The organism is Burkholderia sp. 567 (assembly GCF_040545115.1).
GTDB lineage: Bacteria > Pseudomonadota > Gammaproteobacteria > Burkholderiales > Burkholderiaceae > Burkholderia > Burkholderia ambifaria.
Genome location: NZ_JBEPLG010000002.1, coordinates 738015 through 754945 on the forward strand (window position 1 = coordinate 738015; position 16931 = coordinate 754945).

General features: G+C 69.9%; 14 protein-coding genes. 6 read left to right on the forward strand and 8 right to left on the reverse strand.

The features are described 5' to 3' along the window. Window position 1 precedes the first annotated feature (1 nt). Genes ABIC50_RS08795 through ABIC50_RS08810 form a run of 4 tightly spaced genes read right to left on the reverse strand, consistent with a single transcriptional unit; the run spans window position 2 to window position 4677 of the window. Window positions 2-766, reverse strand: a complete 765-nt coding sequence (locus ABIC50_RS08795) for an ABC transporter ATP-binding protein (RefSeq protein ID WP_354163178.1) — start codon at window positions 764-766, stop codon at window positions 2-4. Next, the gene (locus ABIC50_RS08800; RefSeq protein WP_175722942.1) at window positions 763-1620 is read right to left on the reverse strand and encodes an ABC transporter ATP-binding protein; all 858 of its coding nucleotides are present in this window, start codon (window positions 1618-1620) and stop codon (window positions 763-765) included. Before ABIC50_RS08800 ends, ABIC50_RS08795 begins: the two co-directional genes overlap by 4 nt. An 11-nt stretch (window positions 1621-1631) precedes the next feature. After that, window positions 1632-3443, reverse strand: a complete 1812-nt coding sequence (locus tag ABIC50_RS08805; RefSeq protein ID WP_354163181.1) for an ABC transporter permease — start codon at window positions 3441-3443, stop codon at window positions 1632-1634. Between the two features lie 40 nt (window positions 3444-3483). Further along, window positions 3484-4677 carry an ABC transporter substrate-binding protein gene (locus ABIC50_RS08810; protein ID WP_354163183.1) on the reverse strand — a complete coding sequence of 398 codons (1194 nt, stop codon included), beginning with the start codon at window positions 4675-4677 and terminating at the stop codon, window positions 3484-3486. A gap of 355 nt (window positions 4678-5032) precedes the next feature. Between ABIC50_RS08810 and ABIC50_RS08815 the strand changes: the two genes are divergently transcribed. From ABIC50_RS08815 to ABIC50_RS08830, 4 genes are read left to right on the forward strand one after another with little or no spacing between them, the layout of a single operon-like run. Then, window positions 5033-6046, forward strand: a complete 1014-nt coding sequence (locus ABIC50_RS08815; protein WP_354163185.1) for a LysR substrate-binding domain-containing protein — start codon at window positions 5033-5035, stop codon at window positions 6044-6046. Next, the gene (locus ABIC50_RS08820; RefSeq protein WP_105831619.1) at window positions 6043-7467 is read left to right on the forward strand and encodes an NAD(P)-binding domain-containing protein; all 1425 of its coding nucleotides are present in this window, start codon (window positions 6043-6045) and stop codon (window positions 7465-7467) included. Before ABIC50_RS08815 ends, ABIC50_RS08820 begins: the two co-directional genes overlap by 4 nt. A 45-nt stretch (window positions 7468-7512) precedes the next feature. Then, complete coding sequence (locus ABIC50_RS08825; protein ID WP_354163188.1) at window positions 7513-8043, forward strand: CMD domain-containing protein; 531 nt, start codon at window positions 7513-7515, stop codon at window positions 8041-8043. Continuing rightward, complete coding sequence (locus ABIC50_RS08830; protein WP_354163191.1) at window positions 8040-8633, forward strand: peroxidase-related enzyme; 594 nt, start codon at window positions 8040-8042, stop codon at window positions 8631-8633. Before ABIC50_RS08825 ends, ABIC50_RS08830 begins: the two co-directional genes overlap by 4 nt. A gap of 54 nt (window positions 8634-8687) precedes the next feature. On the opposite strand, the gene ABIC50_RS08835 is transcribed toward ABIC50_RS08830, so the two are convergent. Next, complete coding sequence (locus ABIC50_RS08835) at window positions 8688-9119, reverse strand: Lrp/AsnC family transcriptional regulator (RefSeq protein WP_006479718.1); 432 nt, start codon at window positions 9117-9119, stop codon at window positions 8688-8690. Window positions 9120-9421: 302 nt separating this feature from the next. Between ABIC50_RS08835 and ocd the strand changes: the two genes are divergently transcribed. Together ocd and ctlX are read left to right on the forward strand one after the other, a co-directional pair. Continuing rightward, window positions 9422-10501: an ornithine cyclodeaminase gene (ocd, locus tag ABIC50_RS08840; protein ID WP_354163193.1), complete on the forward strand. Its 1080-nt coding sequence runs from the start codon at window positions 9422-9424 to the stop codon at window positions 10499-10501. 59 nt (window positions 10502-10560) lie between these two features. Next, entirely contained in the window at window positions 10561-11562 is a 1002-nt protein-coding gene (gene ctlX, locus ABIC50_RS08845) for a citrulline utilization hydrolase CtlX (protein ID WP_354163196.1), read from the forward strand. Window positions 11563-11649: 87 nt separating this feature from the next. Here the strand turns inward: ctlX and ABIC50_RS08850 are convergent, their stop codons facing one another. The 3 genes from ABIC50_RS08850 to ABIC50_RS08860 are packed head-to-tail and all read right to left on the reverse strand — an operon-like array spanning window position 11650 to window position 16825. Continuing rightward, window positions 11650-14406 carry an Hsp70 family protein gene (locus ABIC50_RS08850; RefSeq protein WP_354163199.1) on the reverse strand — a complete coding sequence of 919 codons (2757 nt, stop codon included), beginning with the start codon at window positions 14404-14406 and terminating at the stop codon, window positions 11650-11652. A 5-nt stretch (window positions 14407-14411) separates the two neighbouring features. Beyond that, window positions 14412-16253, reverse strand: a complete 1842-nt coding sequence (locus tag ABIC50_RS08855) for an Hsp70 family protein (RefSeq protein ID WP_354163202.1) — start codon at window positions 16251-16253, stop codon at window positions 14412-14414. Next, window positions 16250-16825, reverse strand: a complete 576-nt coding sequence (locus tag ABIC50_RS08860) for a DUF2760 domain-containing protein (protein ID WP_354163205.1) — start codon at window positions 16823-16825, stop codon at window positions 16250-16252. The genes ABIC50_RS08855 and ABIC50_RS08860 overlap by 4 nt, the downstream gene beginning before the upstream one ends. Window positions 16826-16931 lie beyond the last annotated feature (106 nt).

Here is a 16931-nt window from a genome sequence, read left to right on the forward strand (position 1 = left end):
TCTACGCCGCCACCGCCTCCCCACCGAGATACGCATCGCGCACGCGCTCATCGTCGAGCAGCGTTTTCGCGGGCCCTTCGAGCACGACGCGCCCCGTCTGCAGCACGTACCCATAGTGCGCGATTTCCAGCGCGAGGCTCGCGTTCTGCTCAACCATGAACACGGTCACGCCCTGCTTGTTAATCGCGTCGATCAGTTCCAGCACCTTGTCGACGTAGAGCGGCGACAGCCCCATCGTCGGCTCGTCCATGCAGATCAGCTTTGGTCGTGCCATCAGCGCACGCGCCATCGCGAGCATCTGCTGCTCGCCGCCCGACAGCGTGCCCGCGCGCTGCGCGAGCCGTTCGCGCACACGCGGAAACAGGTCGAGCACGCGCTCGTAGTCTTCCGCCACCGCCGTGCGATCGCCACGCGTGTATGCCCCCATCAGCAAGTTCTCGCGCACGCTCATGTCGCCGAACAGCCGCCGCGCCTCGGGCACGGCCGCAATCCCGCGCCGCACGCGCTGCGGCGTCGCGAGCGCGGTCACGTCGTCGCCGTCGAAACGCACGACGCCGCGGCGCGGCCGCATCAGCCCGAGAATCAGCTTCATCGTCGTCGACTTGCCGCTTGCGTTGCCGCCGAGCAGGCTGACGATCTGCCCGCGGCCGACCTCGAAGTTCACGTCGAAATGCACCTGCACCGGCCCGTAGAACGTGTCGAGGTGTTCGAGTTTCAGCAGCGCGTCGGTCATGGTCGTATCGGGTTCCGAAGAAAGTGCGCTCATGCGGCCGCCTGCGTAGTGCGGTCGGCCGGCGCGTCGCCCGCATGGCGGCGGCCGAGATAAGCTTCGATCACGCGCGGATCGTGCCGCACGTCGCGCGGCGCGCCTTCGGCGATCTTAACGCCGTTGTCGAGCACCATCACGCGGTCGGACACGCGCATCACGAGTTCGAGCTTGTGCTCGATCAGCAGGATCGTCAGGCCGCGCGCCTTCAGCGACTGGATCAATTGCAGCATCTCGGCCGTCTCCGTCTCGTTCATCCCGGCCGTCGGCTCGTCGAGCAGCAGCAGGCGCGGATGGAGCGCGAGCGCACGGCCGATCTCCACACGCCGCCGGTTCGCATACGACAGGCTGTGCGCCGGATGATCGATGCGCGGCGTCAGCCGCTCGCCGAACCCGGCGACGATCGCGCGCGCCTCTTCGCGTAGCGCGGCTTCCTCGCGCCGCACCGACGCGGGCCGCACGAGCGCGCGCCACACCTCGGCCGCCGCGCCGAGCGCGGGCCAGCCCGGCCGCGCCGCGCGCAGCCGCGCATGCGCGCCGATCAGCACGTTGTCGAGCACGCTCAGGTTGCCGAACACGCGGCCGTGCTGGAACGTGCGCGCGATGCCGAGCGCCGCGAGCCGTTCGGGCGCCGTGCCCGTGATGTCGCGGCCGTCGAACGTCACGCGGCCGGCGTCGGGCCGGTCGGCGCCCGCGATCAGGTTGAACAGCGTCGACTTGCCCGCACCGTTCGGGCCGATCACGCTCAGCAGCTCGCCGTCGGCGAGCGTCAGGCTCGCGCCGTCGAGCGCGGTCACGCCGTCGAAGCGGCGCGTCAGGCCCTGCACGTCGAGCAGGGGTCGGGTCGTAGTCATCGCGTATCTCCTCACACCGTGCCGAGCAGGCCCTGCGGCCGGAACCGGACGAGCAGCAGCAGCACGAGGCCGTAGATCAGCATCCGGTAGTCGGCCGCCCAGCGGAACAACTCCGGCAGCCCGATCAGCGCAATCGCGCCGGCGATGCCGCCGAGCACGTTGCCGAGCCCGCCGAGGATCACCATCGTCAGCGCGAGGATCGACACCTGCGAATCGAAGGTCTGGTGATTGATGTAGCTGTACAGATGCGCGGCGATCCCGCCGCTCACGCCGGCCGCGACGCCGCCGACCGCGAACGCGATCGCCTTGTAGCGGTTCGGCACAATGCCGTGCGCACGGGCGGCGACATCATCCTCGCGCACCGCGCGCAGCGTGCGGCCGAGATGCGAACGCAGCAGCCGCACCTGCACGAGCGCGAACACGATGAGCACCGCGAACGTGAACCAGTACGCGGCACGCGCGGTCGTCGCCCACGGCAGCGGCGCGATGCCGGTGATGCCGAGCGGGCCGCGCGTGAGGCCGTCCCAGTTCAGGATCACGAGGCTCACCACTTCGCCGATGCCGAGCGTCGCGATCGACACGTAATGCCCGCGCAGCCGGAACGCCGGATAGACGAGCAACGTGCCGAGCATGGCGGTGATGACGCCCGCGCACGGGATCGTCACGGCCGGCGACCAGCCGAGATCCGACGACAGCAGCGCCGACGCATACGCGCCGATCACGAGCAGCGCCGCGTGGCCGAGCGAGATCTGCCCGACCGTGCCCGCGACGAGCGTGAGGCTCAGCGCGAGCAGCCCGTACAGCCACGCGTTGGTCAGCGTCTGCAGCACGTAAGGCGATGCACCGAGCCACGGCAGCACGGCGGCCGCCACGATCAGTACGACAAGTACGGGGCGCGGCGCGCGCACGGCCTTCGCGGCCGCGAGGAAGGTCCCCGTCATCGGCTCGGGCGGCAGCGCGCGGTTCGCGCTGAACAGCCCGTTCGGCCGCCATACGAGGAATACGATCAGCAGCCCGAACGCGAACAGGTCGCGATAGCTGGTGCCGAACAGCGCGACGCCATAGCTTTCGACGAGGCCGAGCAGCAGGCTGCCCGCGATCGCGCCCGGCACGTTGCCGAGGCCGCCGATCAGCAGCGCGACCACGCCCTTCAGCGTTGCCTGGAAGCCCATCGCCGGATCGATGCTGTTGTAGTACATGCCGACCAGCAGCCCGCTCACGCCGCCGAGCGCGCATGCGATCGCGAACACGGTCTGGTTCACGCGATCGACGTCGACACCCATCTGCAGCGCCGCGTCGCGATCCTGCGCGGTCGCGCGCACGGCCCAGCCGAGCCGCGTGAATCGCAGGAAGCCGTACAGCAGCGCGGCCGCCGCGATGCCGATGCCCGCGATCAGCAGGTCGAGCGAGCCGAGCGTTGCGCCGGCAATTCGCAGATGCCAGTCGGGCAGCGGCGTCGGCACCGCGCGCGGGTCCGCGCCGAATGCGAGCTGCGCGAGCTGGTCGAGGATGAAACTGATGCCGATCGTCGCGAGCAGCGGCGCGATGCGTGCCGCGTGCCGCAGCGGCCGCAGCCCGATCCGTTCGATCGCGACGCCGAGCGCGCCGCAACCGATGACGACCGCGGCAAGCGCGACCGGCAGCGGCAGCCCGAAGCGCGTCAGGCACAGCCAGCCGATGAACGCGCCGACCATGTAGACCGAGCCGTGCGCGAAGTTGATCAGGTGCGACACGCCGAAGATCAGCGCGAGCCCGACCGCGAGCAGCGCGTAGATGTTGCCGACGATGAGGCCGTTGAGCGTGTAGTCGAGCCAGGAAGCCATCACGATGCGTCCGTTACGTGCATGCTGTTCAGGGCTGGGGTCAACGCGCGGCGAGCTGCGGCTTCGCGCCATCCCATAGCGCCCACTGCCCCTGCTTCACGACCAGATACACGGTGCGTGCGCCCGCGACGCGACGCGTCTGCGGATCGAAGCGCACCTTGCCGAAGATCACGCTCGGCACGTCGCTGATTTTCGCGAAGCCGTCGTGCGCGGCCTGGCGTGTCGTGCCGTAGCGGCGCAGCACCTCGGCCGACAGGATCAGCGCGTCGTACGCACGCGCGACGAACGAATCGGGATCGGCATGGAATTTCGCGCGATAGCGCTGCACGAACGCCTGCACCTCGGGGCGCGGTTCCGCCGGGAAGAAGTTCGATTCCGTATAGACGCCATCGACGGCCGCGCCGCCCAGCTCGAGGAATTTCGGCGAATACACGGAGCCAACCGCCGCGATCGGCAGCGTGACGCCCGACGTGCGCGCCTGCCGCACGATCTGCGCGCCGTCCGCGTAGTACGAGATCAGCACGATCGAATCGGGCTTCGATGCACCGATCCGCACGAGCGTCGAACGGAAATCCTTCTCCGTCGGCTGGTAGCCTTCGGCCGCGACGACCTGCGCGCCGAGCCCGGCCACCGCCTTCGCGAAGATGTCCTTGCTGGTGCGGCCCCAGTCGGTGTTCAGGTACAGCACCGCGATCCGCTTGAAGCCGAGTTCCTTCACCGCGTAGCGTGCGAGCAGCGGCTGCTCCTCGGCCTGGCTCAGCGCGGTGCTCCACAGATAGTCGCCGCCCTTCGTGAAGTCCGGATGCGAGTTCGTGAAGCCGAACTGGGTCAGCTGCCCGCGCTGGTAGATCGGCGACGCGGCCATCGACGTCGCGCTGGAGAAATCGCCCAGCTCGATCGCGATGCGCGGATCGGCGACGAACTTCTGCGCGATCGCGACGGCCTGACGCGGGTCGCTGCGGCTGTCCTGGAAGTCGACTGCGAGCGGCCGGCCGTGAATGCCGCCGCTGCCGTTGATCTCGTCGAGCGCGAGATCGAAGCCGCGCTTCCATTGCTCGCCGTACTGCGCGTCCTGGCCCGTGAGCGGCCCGCTCACGCCGATCACCACCGGCTCGCCCGACACACCGGCCGCGAGCGCACCGCCCGTCGACAAGCCCCATGCGGCAGCGAGCGCCGCCACCGTGCCCAGCACGCGCCGCCATGCGCCGCGTGCGTCGTTCCCCGAAACGTTCATGCGTCCCCCAGCTTCAGTCAGTCGAAAAGAGTGAGGGCATGTAACCATCCGGTTCAGGACGATCCAACGAAGTTTTGCGCATATCGATATCGTGCGCGGCGCGAAGCGAGTGATGCTCGCGAACGGCCGTCCGCACACCCCGTGTCGCACGATGCATCGGCATGCATCGCATCGCGTTGATTCGATTGGCGTTTCGGTCACGTCACCCGTCGCTACCGATGCTCACGCGCGCACCACCGGCCATCGCGACGATCGGGCGCTTCGAAGTTTTTGCGCTGTCGATAGCAAGAATCATTATATGAATCACGCATGCTCGCGCTCCTACAATGCGCAAATCGGATCATCGGAACGCGTCATGGAACTGCATCAACTCGAAGCCTTTTCCGCAGTCATGTCGGCCGGCAGCGTAACCGGCGCGGGCGAACTGCTCGGCCGCTCGCAGCCGGCCGTCACGCGGCAGATCCAGGAACTCGAAGCCGATCTCGGCTACTCGCTGTTCGACCGGCACGGCCCGCGCGTCACGCCGACGCGGCGCGCCTTCCTGCTTTACGAGGAAGTCGAACGCTCGCTGGTCGGCCTGCGTGCGATCGAGGCACGCGCACGGGCGCTCGGCGATGAAACCGCCGAACCCGTCCGCATCGCGGCGACACCTTCGCTCGCGGCCACGCTCGTACCGGCCGCGCTCGCCGCGCTGCCTGACCACGCGCACGCGCCGCACTACCAGTTGCGCAGCGAATCGGCCGAACATGTCGTCCACGAGGTGCTGGCCGGCACGGCCGATGTCGGCGTCGTCACGCTGCCGATGGCGCACGCCGGGCTCGACGTGCACTGGATCGCGCAGACGCCGTGCGTCGCCGTGCTGCCCGCCGGCGACCCGCTCGCGGCGCAGCCACGCATCGCGCTGCGCGATCTCGCGCAACGCCGCATCGTGACGGTCGCGAACCGGCACCGGCTGCGCCAGCGGATCGATGCGGCATTCGCGGCCGCGCGGGTCGACGCGCGCGTGTTCATCGAAACCAATGCATCGCTGAATGCGGTCATGGCCGCGCGCGCGGGCATCGGGATCGGCATCGTCGATCCGGCGACGGGTATCGCGCTGCCGGTGGACGGCGTCGTCGCGCGAGCGCTCGACGTCGACATCCCGTTCGCGTTCGGCGTCGCGACACCGGCCGGCAAGACGCGCACGGCGGCCGTCGATGCGCTGCTCGACGCGCTGCGCCGCACGACGCGCGCGCTGCTCGACGACGTGATCTTTCATGAAGCGGCCGCGCACCACGCGCTGTTGCGTGGCGATCGGCTGCGCAGCGGCCGCACGCCGCCCGCGCCTCGCCCGACCCGCCCCCGCCGTTCGCGCAAGGAGGCCGCATGACGACTTCGCTCGACGCACTCGAAGCCCGGCTCGCGCAAGACCTGCGCTGGCTCGACCTGCCCGCGCCGTCGTGGGTGCCGCCGCGAGAGGCAGACGGCACACGCGTGCTCGACGTCGCGATCGTCGGCGGCGGCATGGCCGGGCTCGCGGCTTCCGCCGAACTGCGCCTGCTCGGCATCGACAACCAGTGCGTGATCGACCGCGCGCCGGCCGGCTACGAAGGCCCGTGGGTCACGTTCGCGCGGATGGACACGCTGCGCTCGCCGAAACAGCTCGCGGGCCCCGCACTCGGGCTGCCTGCGCTGACGTTCCGCGCATGGTTCGAAGCGCAATATGGCCGCGACGCGTGGGACGCGCTCTACAAGATTCCGCGCACGCAATGGATGGACTATCTGCGCTGGTATCGGCGCGTGCTCGACCTGCAGGTGCGCAACGACACCACGCTCGTCGCGCTGCGTCCGCGCGACGACGGCCTGCTCGCACTCGATGTGCGCGGCAACGGCGAAGCGCAGACGCTGCTCGCGCGGCACGTGGTACTCGCAACCGGCCGCGACGGGCTCGGCGGCCCGTACGTGCCGCCCGTCGCGCAGCGCGCGCCGCGCACGCGCTGGGCCCATTCGTCCGAGCCGATCGATTTCGCGGCGCTCGCGGGCAAGCGCATCGGCGTGGTCGGCGCGGGCGCGTCCGCGTTCGACAATGCGGGCACCGCGCTCGAAGCCGGCGCCGCACGCGTCGACCTGTTCTTCCGCCGCGCGGACATTCCACGCATCAACAAGCTGACGGGCATCGGCAGCCCGGGCCTCGTGCACGGCTACGCCGATCTCGACGACGCGACGAAATGGCGCTTCATGCATTACGCGCTGACGTCGCAGACGCCGCCGCCGCGCGACAGCGTGCTGCGCGTGTCGCGTCACGGGCATGCGCATTTCCATGCGGGCAACCCGATCGAGACGCTTGCCGAACACGCGGACGGACTCGACGTGACGACGCCGCGCGGGCGCTACACCGTCGACTTCCTGATCTTCGCGACCGGCTTTCATTCGGACTGGACGACCCGCGCGGAATTTGCGTCGTTCGGCGCGCAGGTGCGGCGCTGGAAGGATCGCTATCGACCGGAGGCGGGCGCGTGGCTCGACGAGCTCGCCGAGTCGCCCGATCTCGGCCCCGCGTTCGCGTTCCAGGAGCGCGAGCCCGGCGCGTGCGCGGCCATCACGCGGATCCACTGCTTCAACCATGCGGCGAGCCTGAGCCACGGCAAGCTGTCCGGCGATATCCCGGCCATCAGCGCGGGCGCCGAGCGGCTCGCGCGCGGCATTGCGAGCCGGCTGTTCGACGCCGATCGCGATCGCCACTACGATGCGCTCGTCGCGTACGCGAACGCAGAACTGCAAGGCGACGAATGGCGCGACGCCGATGCGTGAGCGCGCGTCCATCGATCACATTGACGACGAAGGGAACCTGAAACGATGACTGAATCCATCACGCCGGCCGGCGCGCCGGACACGATCGATGCGGTAGCCGGCCTGCGCGACGGCGATGCGGTCGCCGCGCTGCGCCGCGCGCGCGAAAAGGTGCTGCTTCATACTCGGCTAAGCGAGGCTGCGCTGTTCGATCCCGCGCTGCCCGATCTTTCGCTAACCGAACGATTGCACGTGGCACGGTATGTCGCACAAAAATCGAATGCACTGGCGTTGGCCGAGACTTATCGCGCGCGACTGGCCGAGGCAGGCGGCACGCTCGACGATATCGCACACGCGGACGCCGATGCGTTCGACGCACTGCCTCGACGCACCGGCGCGATCCTTGCGCATGCGCGCCTGCTGACGCTTTCCCCTGGCGATGCACGCCCGTCCGATCTCGATGCGCTGAAGTCCGCCGGACTCACGACACCCGCAATCGTCGCGCTGTCGCAGCTCGTTGCGTTCGTCGCGTATCAGCTGCGCGTCGCCGTTGCCGCGCAAGCGCTTCAGGCACGTGCCGCCAAGGAGGCCGCATGACGACGACCGCCCACGGCTTCACGTCCGACACGCTCGGCTGGCGTGCCTGGCTCGACACCGTTGCGCTCGACGCCGCAACACCCGATCAGCTTGCCGTGCTCGAAGCGAGCCACCCGCACGCGAAGACGTCCGACTATTACCTGCTGCTCGTCCATCTTCCCGAGATCCTGCGGCAACGCTCGGGTGTATTCAACGCGATCATGTACGGCCCCGGCGGACTGTCGCGCGCGGAGCGCGAACTGGCCAGCACGGCCGTGTCGCGCGTGAACGGCTGCGTGTATTGCGCATCCGTGCATGCGCAGCGCTTCTCGCAGCTCGCGAAACGCACCGACGCGATCGAGCAGGTGTTCGACGATCCGGCGACGGCCGGCACGACGGCGCGCGAACGCGCGATCGTCCGCTATGCGATCGCGCTGACGGAACGGCCCGATACGGTCGACGCGAGCGATATCGCCGAGCTGGAAGCCGAAGGGCTGACGCATGAGGACATTCTCGACCTGTCGCACGCGGTCGCGATCTTCGCGTGGGCGAACCGGTTGATGTTGACGCTGGGCGAGCCAGTGTTTCCGGAGCCGGCGGCCCACGCCTGAAGCCTGGGCAACCCGAACCCGTACGCAGGCTGACGCGGGTGCCACCCGCCCGCGTCAAGCCTTGTGCGTCGACAGCAGAATACTCGTCTCGGTATTTGCGATCCCGTCGATCAACCGGATCGCGCCGAGCACGCGATCGAAATGCTCGAGCGAATCGGCATGCAGCTCGGCCACGAGATCCCAACGCCCGTTGGTACTGTGGATCGACGCGACGTTCGGATGCCCGCGCAGCACCTTCACCACCTCCGCGCCGCGATTGCCCTGCACCGCGATCGACATCAGCGCGCGGATCCGGTGCCGCTCGGCCGCCGGCTTGAGCCGCACCGTATAGCCGACGATCACGCCGTTCTTCTCCAGCCGCGTCAGCCGGTTCTGCACGGTCGCGCGCGCGACGCGCAGTTCCTTCGCGAGGGCAACGACGGGCAGCCGCGCGTTGTCGCGCAGCAGCGCGATGAGCTGCCGGTCGACGTCGTCGAGCGTAATCATGAACGAACCTTCCTGTTGAACGTGACGAACGCGAGCGCGCCGCCAGCGCGCCGGACAGCACGCATTCCGACCCACATGAATCGAGCAAATTGCCGAATCGGCATAGCAATTTGCCAAGTCTATCGAGAAATCTGCCGCTTTTGCCGTCTTTTTGTTAGCTCGACTCCCGGAAATAATGACTTCATCGACCGGCAGCCCACGCTGCCACGCCGCATTTGATGAGCCGGGGCCCGGGCCGACACGCCCGCCCGGGCGACCAGAACGCCGGACACGCGTACCGGCAACACAATGGAGACAGACCGATGACTCGCTTCCTCGACGTTCCCGCCACCGCCCGACTGATCGCCAAAACCGGCGTCACGCCGTTCCTGCGAGAGCTCGTCGACACGCTTCGCGCCGACTATCTGCACTGGGCCGACTTCGACAAGTCGCCGCGCGTCGCATGCCATTCACGCGACGGCGTGATCGAGCTGATGCCCGTCGCGAACGCGTCGCTGTTCGCGTTCAAGTACGTGAATGGCCATCCCGTGAACGCCGCGCGCGGCATGCACACGGTGATGGCGTTCGGCGCGCTCGCCGAAGTCGACACCGGCTACCCGCTGCTGCTCGCCGAACTGACGCTGACCACCGCGCTGCGCACGGCCGCGACGTCGGTGCTGGCCGCGCAGGCCCTCGCCCGCCCCGACTCGCGCACGATGGCGCTGATCGGCAACGGCGCGCAGAGCGAATTCCAGGCGATCGCGTTCCACACGCTGCTCGGTATCGAGGAGATCCGCGTATTCGACGTCGATCCGCTCGCGACCGACAAGCTCGTGCGGAACCTCGCCGCGTATCCGGCGCTGCGCATCGTGCGCGCCGCGTCGACCGCCGATGCCGTGCGCGGCGCCGACATCGTGACGACCGTCACCGCCGACAAGGCCTATGCGACGATCGTCACGGCCGACATGATCGAGCCCGGCATGCACCTGAACGCAGTGGGCGGCGATTGCCCGGGCAAGACCGAGCTCGAAGCCGGCGTGCTGCAGGCGGGCCGCGTGTTCGTCGAATTCGAGCCGCAGTCGCGCGTCGAAGGCGAGATCCAGCAGATGCCGGCCGACTTCCCGGTGACCGAACTGTGGCGCGTGCTGCAGGGCGAGACGAGCGGCCGCGAACGCGCGGACGAAGTCACGGTGTTCGACTCGGTCGGCTTCGCGCTGGAGGACTACTCGGCGCTGCGCTACTTGTACGCGCTCGCGCAGCAGCACAACGCGGGCGTCGAGATCGCGCTGATTCCGCCGGCCGTCGATCCGAAGAACCTGTTCGCGCTGATCGACGATCCGGCCGCGGTCGCCCACGGTCACGCGGCGTTCGTGACCGAAGCCGTCGCCGCGTTCGCGCGCTGATCGACCTCCGCGGGCGGCCGGTGCGCCGCCCGCTCTCCTGCCCTTCGCTTCCGCCTTTCATGAATCTCGTATCGATCCAGGCGCCGTCCGCCGTCGTGATGATCCGGCCGCACCGCTTCGTGCCGAACCCGCAGACCGCGGCCGACAACGCGTTTCAGCGCACGGCCGGCAACGGCGCGGGCAGCCCGCCGTTGGTGTCGGCCGCCGCGCGCGACGAGGTCACGGCCGCCGCGCGGATGCTCGCCGATGCGGGCGTACGCGTGCACGTGTTCGACGACCACGGCGAGCGCGACACGCCCGACTCCGTGTTCCCGAACAACTGGTTCTCGACGCATCCGGGCGGGCACGTCGCGCTGTATCCGATGTACAGCGCGAACCGTCGCCGCGAACGGCGCGCGGACGTGATCGAGATGCTGAAGGCCGAGTACCGCGTACAGGACGTGATCGACTACTCGGGGCTCGAATACGATGACGTGTTCCTGGAAGGCACGGGCGCGATGGTGCTCGATCACGTCGCGCGGATCGCATACACCGCGCGTTCGCGCCGTGCCGATCCGGTCGCGCTCGAGCGCTTCTGCACGAATTTCAACTTCGAGCCGATCTGCTTCGACACGGCCGACGCGAATGGCAAGCCGATCTATCACACGAACGTGATGATGAGCGTCGCCACCGAATTCGCGATGGTCGGCCTCGACCTGATCGCGGATCGGCGCCGCCGCGACGAGATCGCGCAACGTCTGACCGAAACGGGCCGCACGGTGATCGCGCTCGATCACGCGCAGATCGCCAACTTCGCGGGCAATACGCTGGAACTGTCGGGCAAGGACGGGCGCGTGCTCGCGTTGTCGCGGCGTGCGTTCGACTGCCTCACCGGCGAGCAACGCGCGACGATCGAGCGCTCCGCGCGGCTGCTGCCGCTCGACGTGCCGACGATCGAGCTGGCCGGCGGCTCGGTGCGCTGCATGCTCGCGGGCATTCACCTCGCGCGGCGCGCGGCAACCCGTGACGTGAACGAAATCGAATCGGGGGAAAGGCAACGCGAACTCGTGTCGCATGCTTGACAGACAGAGACGGGCCGCGACGCACGGCCCGACTCGATCGGATGATGCTTCGATCGGCGAACCGGATCGAAGCACCGCGCTCTTGCATCAACCGGCCAGCAGCTTCAACCCGGCCGGCAGCGTTTCGCCGAACACGCGCCCCGTATCGGCTTCGTCGAACGCGATCGCCTCGCGCACCATGTCGATCCACGCCGCCGATGCATTCGCGGCCGACAGGCGCTTGATCACCGCTTCGCGCGTGTCGTCCGGCAAATCGCGTTCGCGGTCGCCCGTCATCCGCGCGATTTGCGCGGCCGCGAAGGCCGCGGGTTCGACCTGCTTCCAGTCCAGCGCGAACAACGCGTCGAGCCAGCGGTTCGCGATCCCGGCCGGCACGACACTGTGCGCGCTGCCGTAGAACGGCCGGCGCGCACCGATCCGCCCGAGCGCCCACGCGCACAGCGTGCGCTCGGCCGGCTTCTGCAATTGCACGATCAATCGCTCGGCCAGTTCGACCTTGCGCTCGACCGGCAATCGTTCGAGCGACGCGGACAAGCGCGTCATGTCGGCCGGGCCGACCTTGGCCGGGTCGAACGGCAGCTTGCGGCGCTTGTCGTCGGACGGTTCGAGGAAGGCGATCGCGTCGCGCACCTGGGTCTGCGCATCGTCGTCGAGGCCGCCGGCCACGCGCCGCCACAGCGTCCACCACTCCGACCACACCTGCGCGTCGTTCACGTACTGAATCCCGTCGTCGAACAGCGGCCACAGCTGCTCGATGCGCCATGCATCGAGCGGATGGCCGAAGCCGGGGCGCAGGCAATAGCCGGCCAGGTTCAGCCATGCACGTTCGTGATCGGCCGAGCGCCGCCGACGACGCCCCCGTGCGAGCAACGCGTCGAACAGTTCGCGCGCGAGCGCGACGTCCCACTCGTCGCGCGGGCCGAGCACCTGTTCAAGTTGCGCGCGCAACCGTCGCGTGTCCTTCGGCGTGACGCCGGCGGCCTTGCTGCCGAACGAGCGGTCGATCAGCTCGATCGCGTGGTCGACACGCGGATGGCGCGCCGGCGCGGCGCCGTCGCCCTGCGCGGGCGCATCGCCGCGCAACTGGAATTCGAGCCGCCAGCGCCGCGATGCATCGTCGGTCGCGATGCAGTGCATTTCGAGCGTGCCGACCTCGGTCAGCGACGCGGTGAGCTTCACCGGCGTTTCGCGTGCGTCGCCGCCGGCCTGCCGGTCGACGACCGTCGCGATCGGCGGCAGCCGCACGAAATCGCCGCCGTCCAGCTCGACGAGATCGCCGGGCCGGTACGCGGTCTCGGCCACCGTCGACACGAGGTGGAAGCGTACCGGCTGCCCGAGTTGCAGCGCGAACGTGCGCTCCTCGAGCCGGATCTCGCGGCCTTCCTCGGCACCGCGCGGCAGCAGGCAAACGCCGCGCGGCGCGGCGTCGCTCTCACCCTCACCGTCGTCGAGCACGAGGAAATAGCTGCGCGCCGAGCCGCCGCCGATGCGCGGCGCATGCCCGGCCCGCGCCAGGCCGTACGCCACCGCGCCGCGCGCGACGGCCACGTCCGGGTGTGCGTTGTGCAGCACGTCGAGCGGTGCGCCGCGCCATGCGCCGAGCGTCTGCGCGAGGCGGCCGGCGAGTGCACCCGCGCGGAACACGCCGCCGTTGAGCAGCAGCGTGTCGGGCAGCGGCCCTTCCGCATGACGGTTCAGGAACGCGGCGACGTGGCGCGTGACGCCCGGGTCGCTCGCATACGGCAAGCCGAATTCGACGATCGCGGCCCGCGCACGGCGCGGCAGCTCGCCGGCCTCGACCTGCGGAAAGAAACCGTCGACGACGACCTGCTCGACTTCCTGCCGCGTCAGCTCGGCCGAGCGCGCGCCGCCGACGAGCTTGCTGCCCGCGCCGAGCAGCGTCACGGTGACGGACGCCGGCGCGTCGTCGCCGAGCAGCCGCTCCTTCGCGGCGCGGCAGCGTTCGACGAGCTGCGACAGGCTCGCGGCGGACAGCCGCGTGCCGGGCTCGGTCAGCCGCGTCTCGACCAGGCGCGCGAGCGCGAGGTCCATGTTGTCGCCGCCGAGCATCAGGTGATTGCCGACGCCGACGCGCGTGAAGGTCGGCTCGCCGTCGTCGCCCGGCGCGACATCGACGAGCGTGAGATCGGTCGTGCCGCCGCCGACGTCGCAGATCAGCACGCGGCGCGCCGCGGCGAACGTGTCGCGCAACGTCGCGCGCTGGCCGTACAACCAGTCGTAGAACGCGGCCTGCGGTTCTTCGAGCAAGCGCAGCGCCGGCAGTTTCGCGCGCCTGGCGGCCTCGACCGTCAACGCGCGTGCGCCGTCGTCGAACGAGGCCGGCACCGTCAGGATGACGTCCTGCTTCGCGAGCGGCGCATCGGGAAAGCGGGCATCCCACGCGGCACGCACGTGCGCGAGATAGCTCGCGCTCGCGTCGACCGGCGACACCTTGTCGACACCGTCGGCCGCGCCCCACGGCAGGATCGCCGCGAGCCGGTCGACCGATGCGTGCGACAGCCAGCTCTTCGCGCTGGTGACGAGCCGGCCCGGCACCTGGGCGCCGAGCGTGCGCGCATAACGGCCGATCACGGCCGGCGGCACATCAGCCGCGGCCGCGCCGGCCTTCGGAGCGGCCGCCCACGGCAGACGCAGCGCGTCCGGCGGCAGTTCGCCCGCCGCCGGGTGATAGCGCACCGACGGCAGCAGCGGCTGCGCGGCCACCGCGCCGGGGCCGACCAACTGATCGACGTCGAACACGCGGATCGCGTCGGAGCCGGCCTCGACGTATGCGACGACCGTGTTGCTCGTGCCGAGGTCGATGCCGACGGTATAGCGCTTCATCGCGCTCAGGCGGCGCCGCGCACGTCGAACTCGACCTTCCAGCGCTCGTCCGTCCCGCTCGGGATCGCCTCGAGCTCGAGCGTGCCGGCTTCGGTCACGCGCGCATGCAGCTTCACCGGCACGATCTCGCCGACCGTGCGCCCTTCGGCGGGCAACGTGGCCTGGATTTCCTCGAGCTCCTGCAGCTCTTCCGCCGACCAGTAGTCGAGCAGCGTGCCGACCTCGTCCTGACGGCGCACCGACGACCCGAAGAAGCGGAACTGCACCGGTTCGCCGACGACGAGCCCGAACTCCTGCGGCGGCAGCGCCGCATCCGAGCCTTCCTCCATCCCGAACGGTGCGACGCACAGCGCCTGCACCGGCGGTTCGAGCCCCGGCACCGCGGGCATCGCCGATTCGATCGCGACGTAGTACGCGCGCGCCGTGCCGCCGCGAATGCGCACGCCACGGCCGCGCTTCACGAAGCCGTAGTACGCGGCGCCGCGCGCGACCGCGAGGTCGAGGTCCGCGCCTTCGAGCAGGCGCGCGGCCGGCGCACCTTCGGCGGCGAGCCAGCCGTTGAGCGTATCGAGCACGCGCTGCGTGAGCAGCGCCGACTTGAACACGCCGCCGTTGAACAGCACGGCGGTCGGATGCAGGAACGTCGCGCCTTGCGGCAGCGTGCGCTGCACGCCTTCGAGCGCGTCGAGCGCCGCGACCTGGCGGCCGAGGAACGCCGCGAGATGGCGCGTGATGCCCGCGTCCTGCGCATACGGCAGGCCGAGCTGCGTCAGGCCGACGCGCGCGCGGCTCACCGGCCGCGCGGCCGCATCGACTTGCGGGAAGAAGCCTTCGAGGATGGTTTGCGTGAGTTCCGCGCGCGTCAGTTCCGTGCGGATCGACCCGCCGATCAGCTTCGAGCCGCGGCTCGGCACGACGAGCGGCACCGCGTCGGTCGTCGGGTCGGACAGCAGCGTTTCCTTCGCGGCGCGGCACGCGTAGGTCAGCGCGCGCAGTTGCCACGGATCGGCCTGCGTGCCCTGCTGCGCGAGCTTGCGCGCGACCACGTGCGCGAGCGCGAGATCCATGTTGTCGCCGCCGAGCAGGATGTGCTCGCCGACCGCCACGCGATGCAGTTCCAGGTTGCCGTCGCGCTCGACCACCGCGATCAGCGACAGGTCGGTCGTGCCGCCGCCGACGTCCACGCACAGGATCAGGTCGCCGACCTGCACCTGCTTGCGCCAGCCGCCTTCGCTCTTCTGGATCCAGCTGTAGAGCGCCGCTTGCGGCTCCTCGAGCAGCGTCATCCGCGTGTAGCCGGCGGCGCGCGCGGCTTCCGCCGTCAGTTCGCGCGCGGCCGGGTCGAACGACGCGGGGATCGTGACCGTCACGTCCTGGTCGGCGAACGGTGCGTCGGGATGCGCGTGGTCCCACGCTTCGCGCAGGTGCGTCAGGTAGCGGATCGAGCTTTCCAGCGGCGACACGCGCGACACTTCGGGCGGCGCATCGCTCGGCAGGATCGCCGCGCGGCGATCGACACCCGGGTGGCACAGCCAGCTCTTCGCGCTCGACACGAGGCGGATCGGCGTGCCCGCACCACGGGTGCGCGCCATCTCGCCGACCGCGAAGCCGCGCGAGTCCGTCCACGGCAGCGTCAGGTCGCCCTGTGTCAGCTCGCTTTCATGCGGAAGATAGAGGAACGACGGCAGCAGGTCGCGCGACTCCAGCGCACCGGGCGCGGTCAGCTGCGCGATCGGCAGCACCTGCTGCGTGATTTTTTCGCCGTCGCTCGCGGCGCTGTCGACGTACGACAGCCCGCAGTGGGTCGTACCGAGGTCGATACCGATCGAATAGCGCGGATCGCTCACAGTTCCACCTCCGCCGGTGCGACCACCGATGCGTCGTGGCTGCCCGTCAGCTTCGGCAGGCGCACATCGGCCACGCGCCAGCCGCGATGGCTGACCGTGCCCGTGAAGGGCGCCGCGCCGACCACGTTCCCCGTCACGCGCACGGCCGTCGCGTCGAAGCCGGCCGGCAGCGTCACGCGGCTGCCCTCGGTTTCATCGCGCACCGGCACGATCGTGAAGTGTTCGCGCAGCGTGGCACGGCAGCCGTCGTGCACGAGGCGTGCGGCGGCGCCGATATCGGCGTCCGCGTAGCCGGCGATGTCTTCCTCGACGAAGTCGATGAAGCGCGCATCGCGCTGCAGCAGGCCGAGCAGTTGCAGTGCGGCTTGCGGGCTCGCTTCGCGCAGCTCGGGCGCCGGCGCCTTCACGGGCGCGGGTGCCGGCGCCGCGGCGGGGGTCGGCGCGACCGGTGCCGGCGCGCCGTCGCGCAGGCGCAGCACGCCGGCCGCGAACTCGCGGTTGCCGAGCACGGAGAAGAACGTGCCGACGGCCAGCGATAGCCGGCCGAAGAAGGACAGGTTGGTTTCGGGCATGGGGTCTGGACTCCTGTGGGCTCGCGACGCGGCGAGCAGCTTGCCTGGGCGCCCGGCGACGGCGTGCGACTGCGCACTGCCGCCGCCCGGCGCGTGATTCGGACGC

Bases quoted from the DNA above. Each gene is read 5' to 3' on its own strand.
- ABIC50_RS08795 (WP_354163178.1), bottom strand. From the start codon at position 766: ATGAGCGCACTTTCTTCGGAACCCGATACGACCATGACCGACGCGCTG.
- ABIC50_RS08800 (WP_175722942.1), bottom strand. From the start codon at position 1,620: ATGACTACGACCCGACCCCTGCTCGACGTGCAGGGCCTGACGCGCCGC.
- ABIC50_RS08805 (WP_354163181.1), bottom strand. From the start codon at position 3,443: ATGGCTTCCTGGCTCGACTACACGCTCAACGGCCTCATCGTCGGCAAC.
- ABIC50_RS08810 (WP_354163183.1), bottom strand. From the start codon at position 4,677: ATGAACGTTTCGGGGAACGACGCACGCGGCGCATGGCGGCGCGTGCTG.
- ABIC50_RS08815 (WP_354163185.1), top strand. From the start codon at position 5,033: ATGGAACTGCATCAACTCGAAGCCTTTTCCGCAGTCATGTCGGCCGGC.
- ABIC50_RS08820 (WP_105831619.1), top strand. From the start codon at position 6,043: ATGACGACTTCGCTCGACGCACTCGAAGCCCGGCTCGCGCAAGACCTG.
- ABIC50_RS08825 (WP_354163188.1), top strand. From the start codon at position 7,513: ATGACTGAATCCATCACGCCGGCCGGCGCGCCGGACACGATCGATGCG.
- ABIC50_RS08830 (WP_354163191.1), top strand. From the start codon at position 8,040: ATGACGACGACCGCCCACGGCTTCACGTCCGACACGCTCGGCTGGCGT.
- ABIC50_RS08835 (WP_006479718.1), bottom strand. From the start codon at position 9,119: ATGATTACGCTCGACGACGTCGACCGGCAGCTCATCGCGCTGCTGCGC.
- ocd (WP_354163193.1), top strand. From the start codon at position 9,422: ATGACTCGCTTCCTCGACGTTCCCGCCACCGCCCGACTGATCGCCAAA.
- ctlX (WP_354163196.1), top strand. From the start codon at position 10,561: ATGAATCTCGTATCGATCCAGGCGCCGTCCGCCGTCGTGATGATCCGG.
- ABIC50_RS08850 (WP_354163199.1), bottom strand. From the start codon at position 14,406: ATGAAGCGCTATACCGTCGGCATCGACCTCGGCACGAGCAACACGGTC.
- ABIC50_RS08860 (WP_354163205.1), bottom strand. From the start codon at position 16,825: ATGCCCGAAACCAACCTGTCCTTCTTCGGCCGGCTATCGCTGGCCGTC.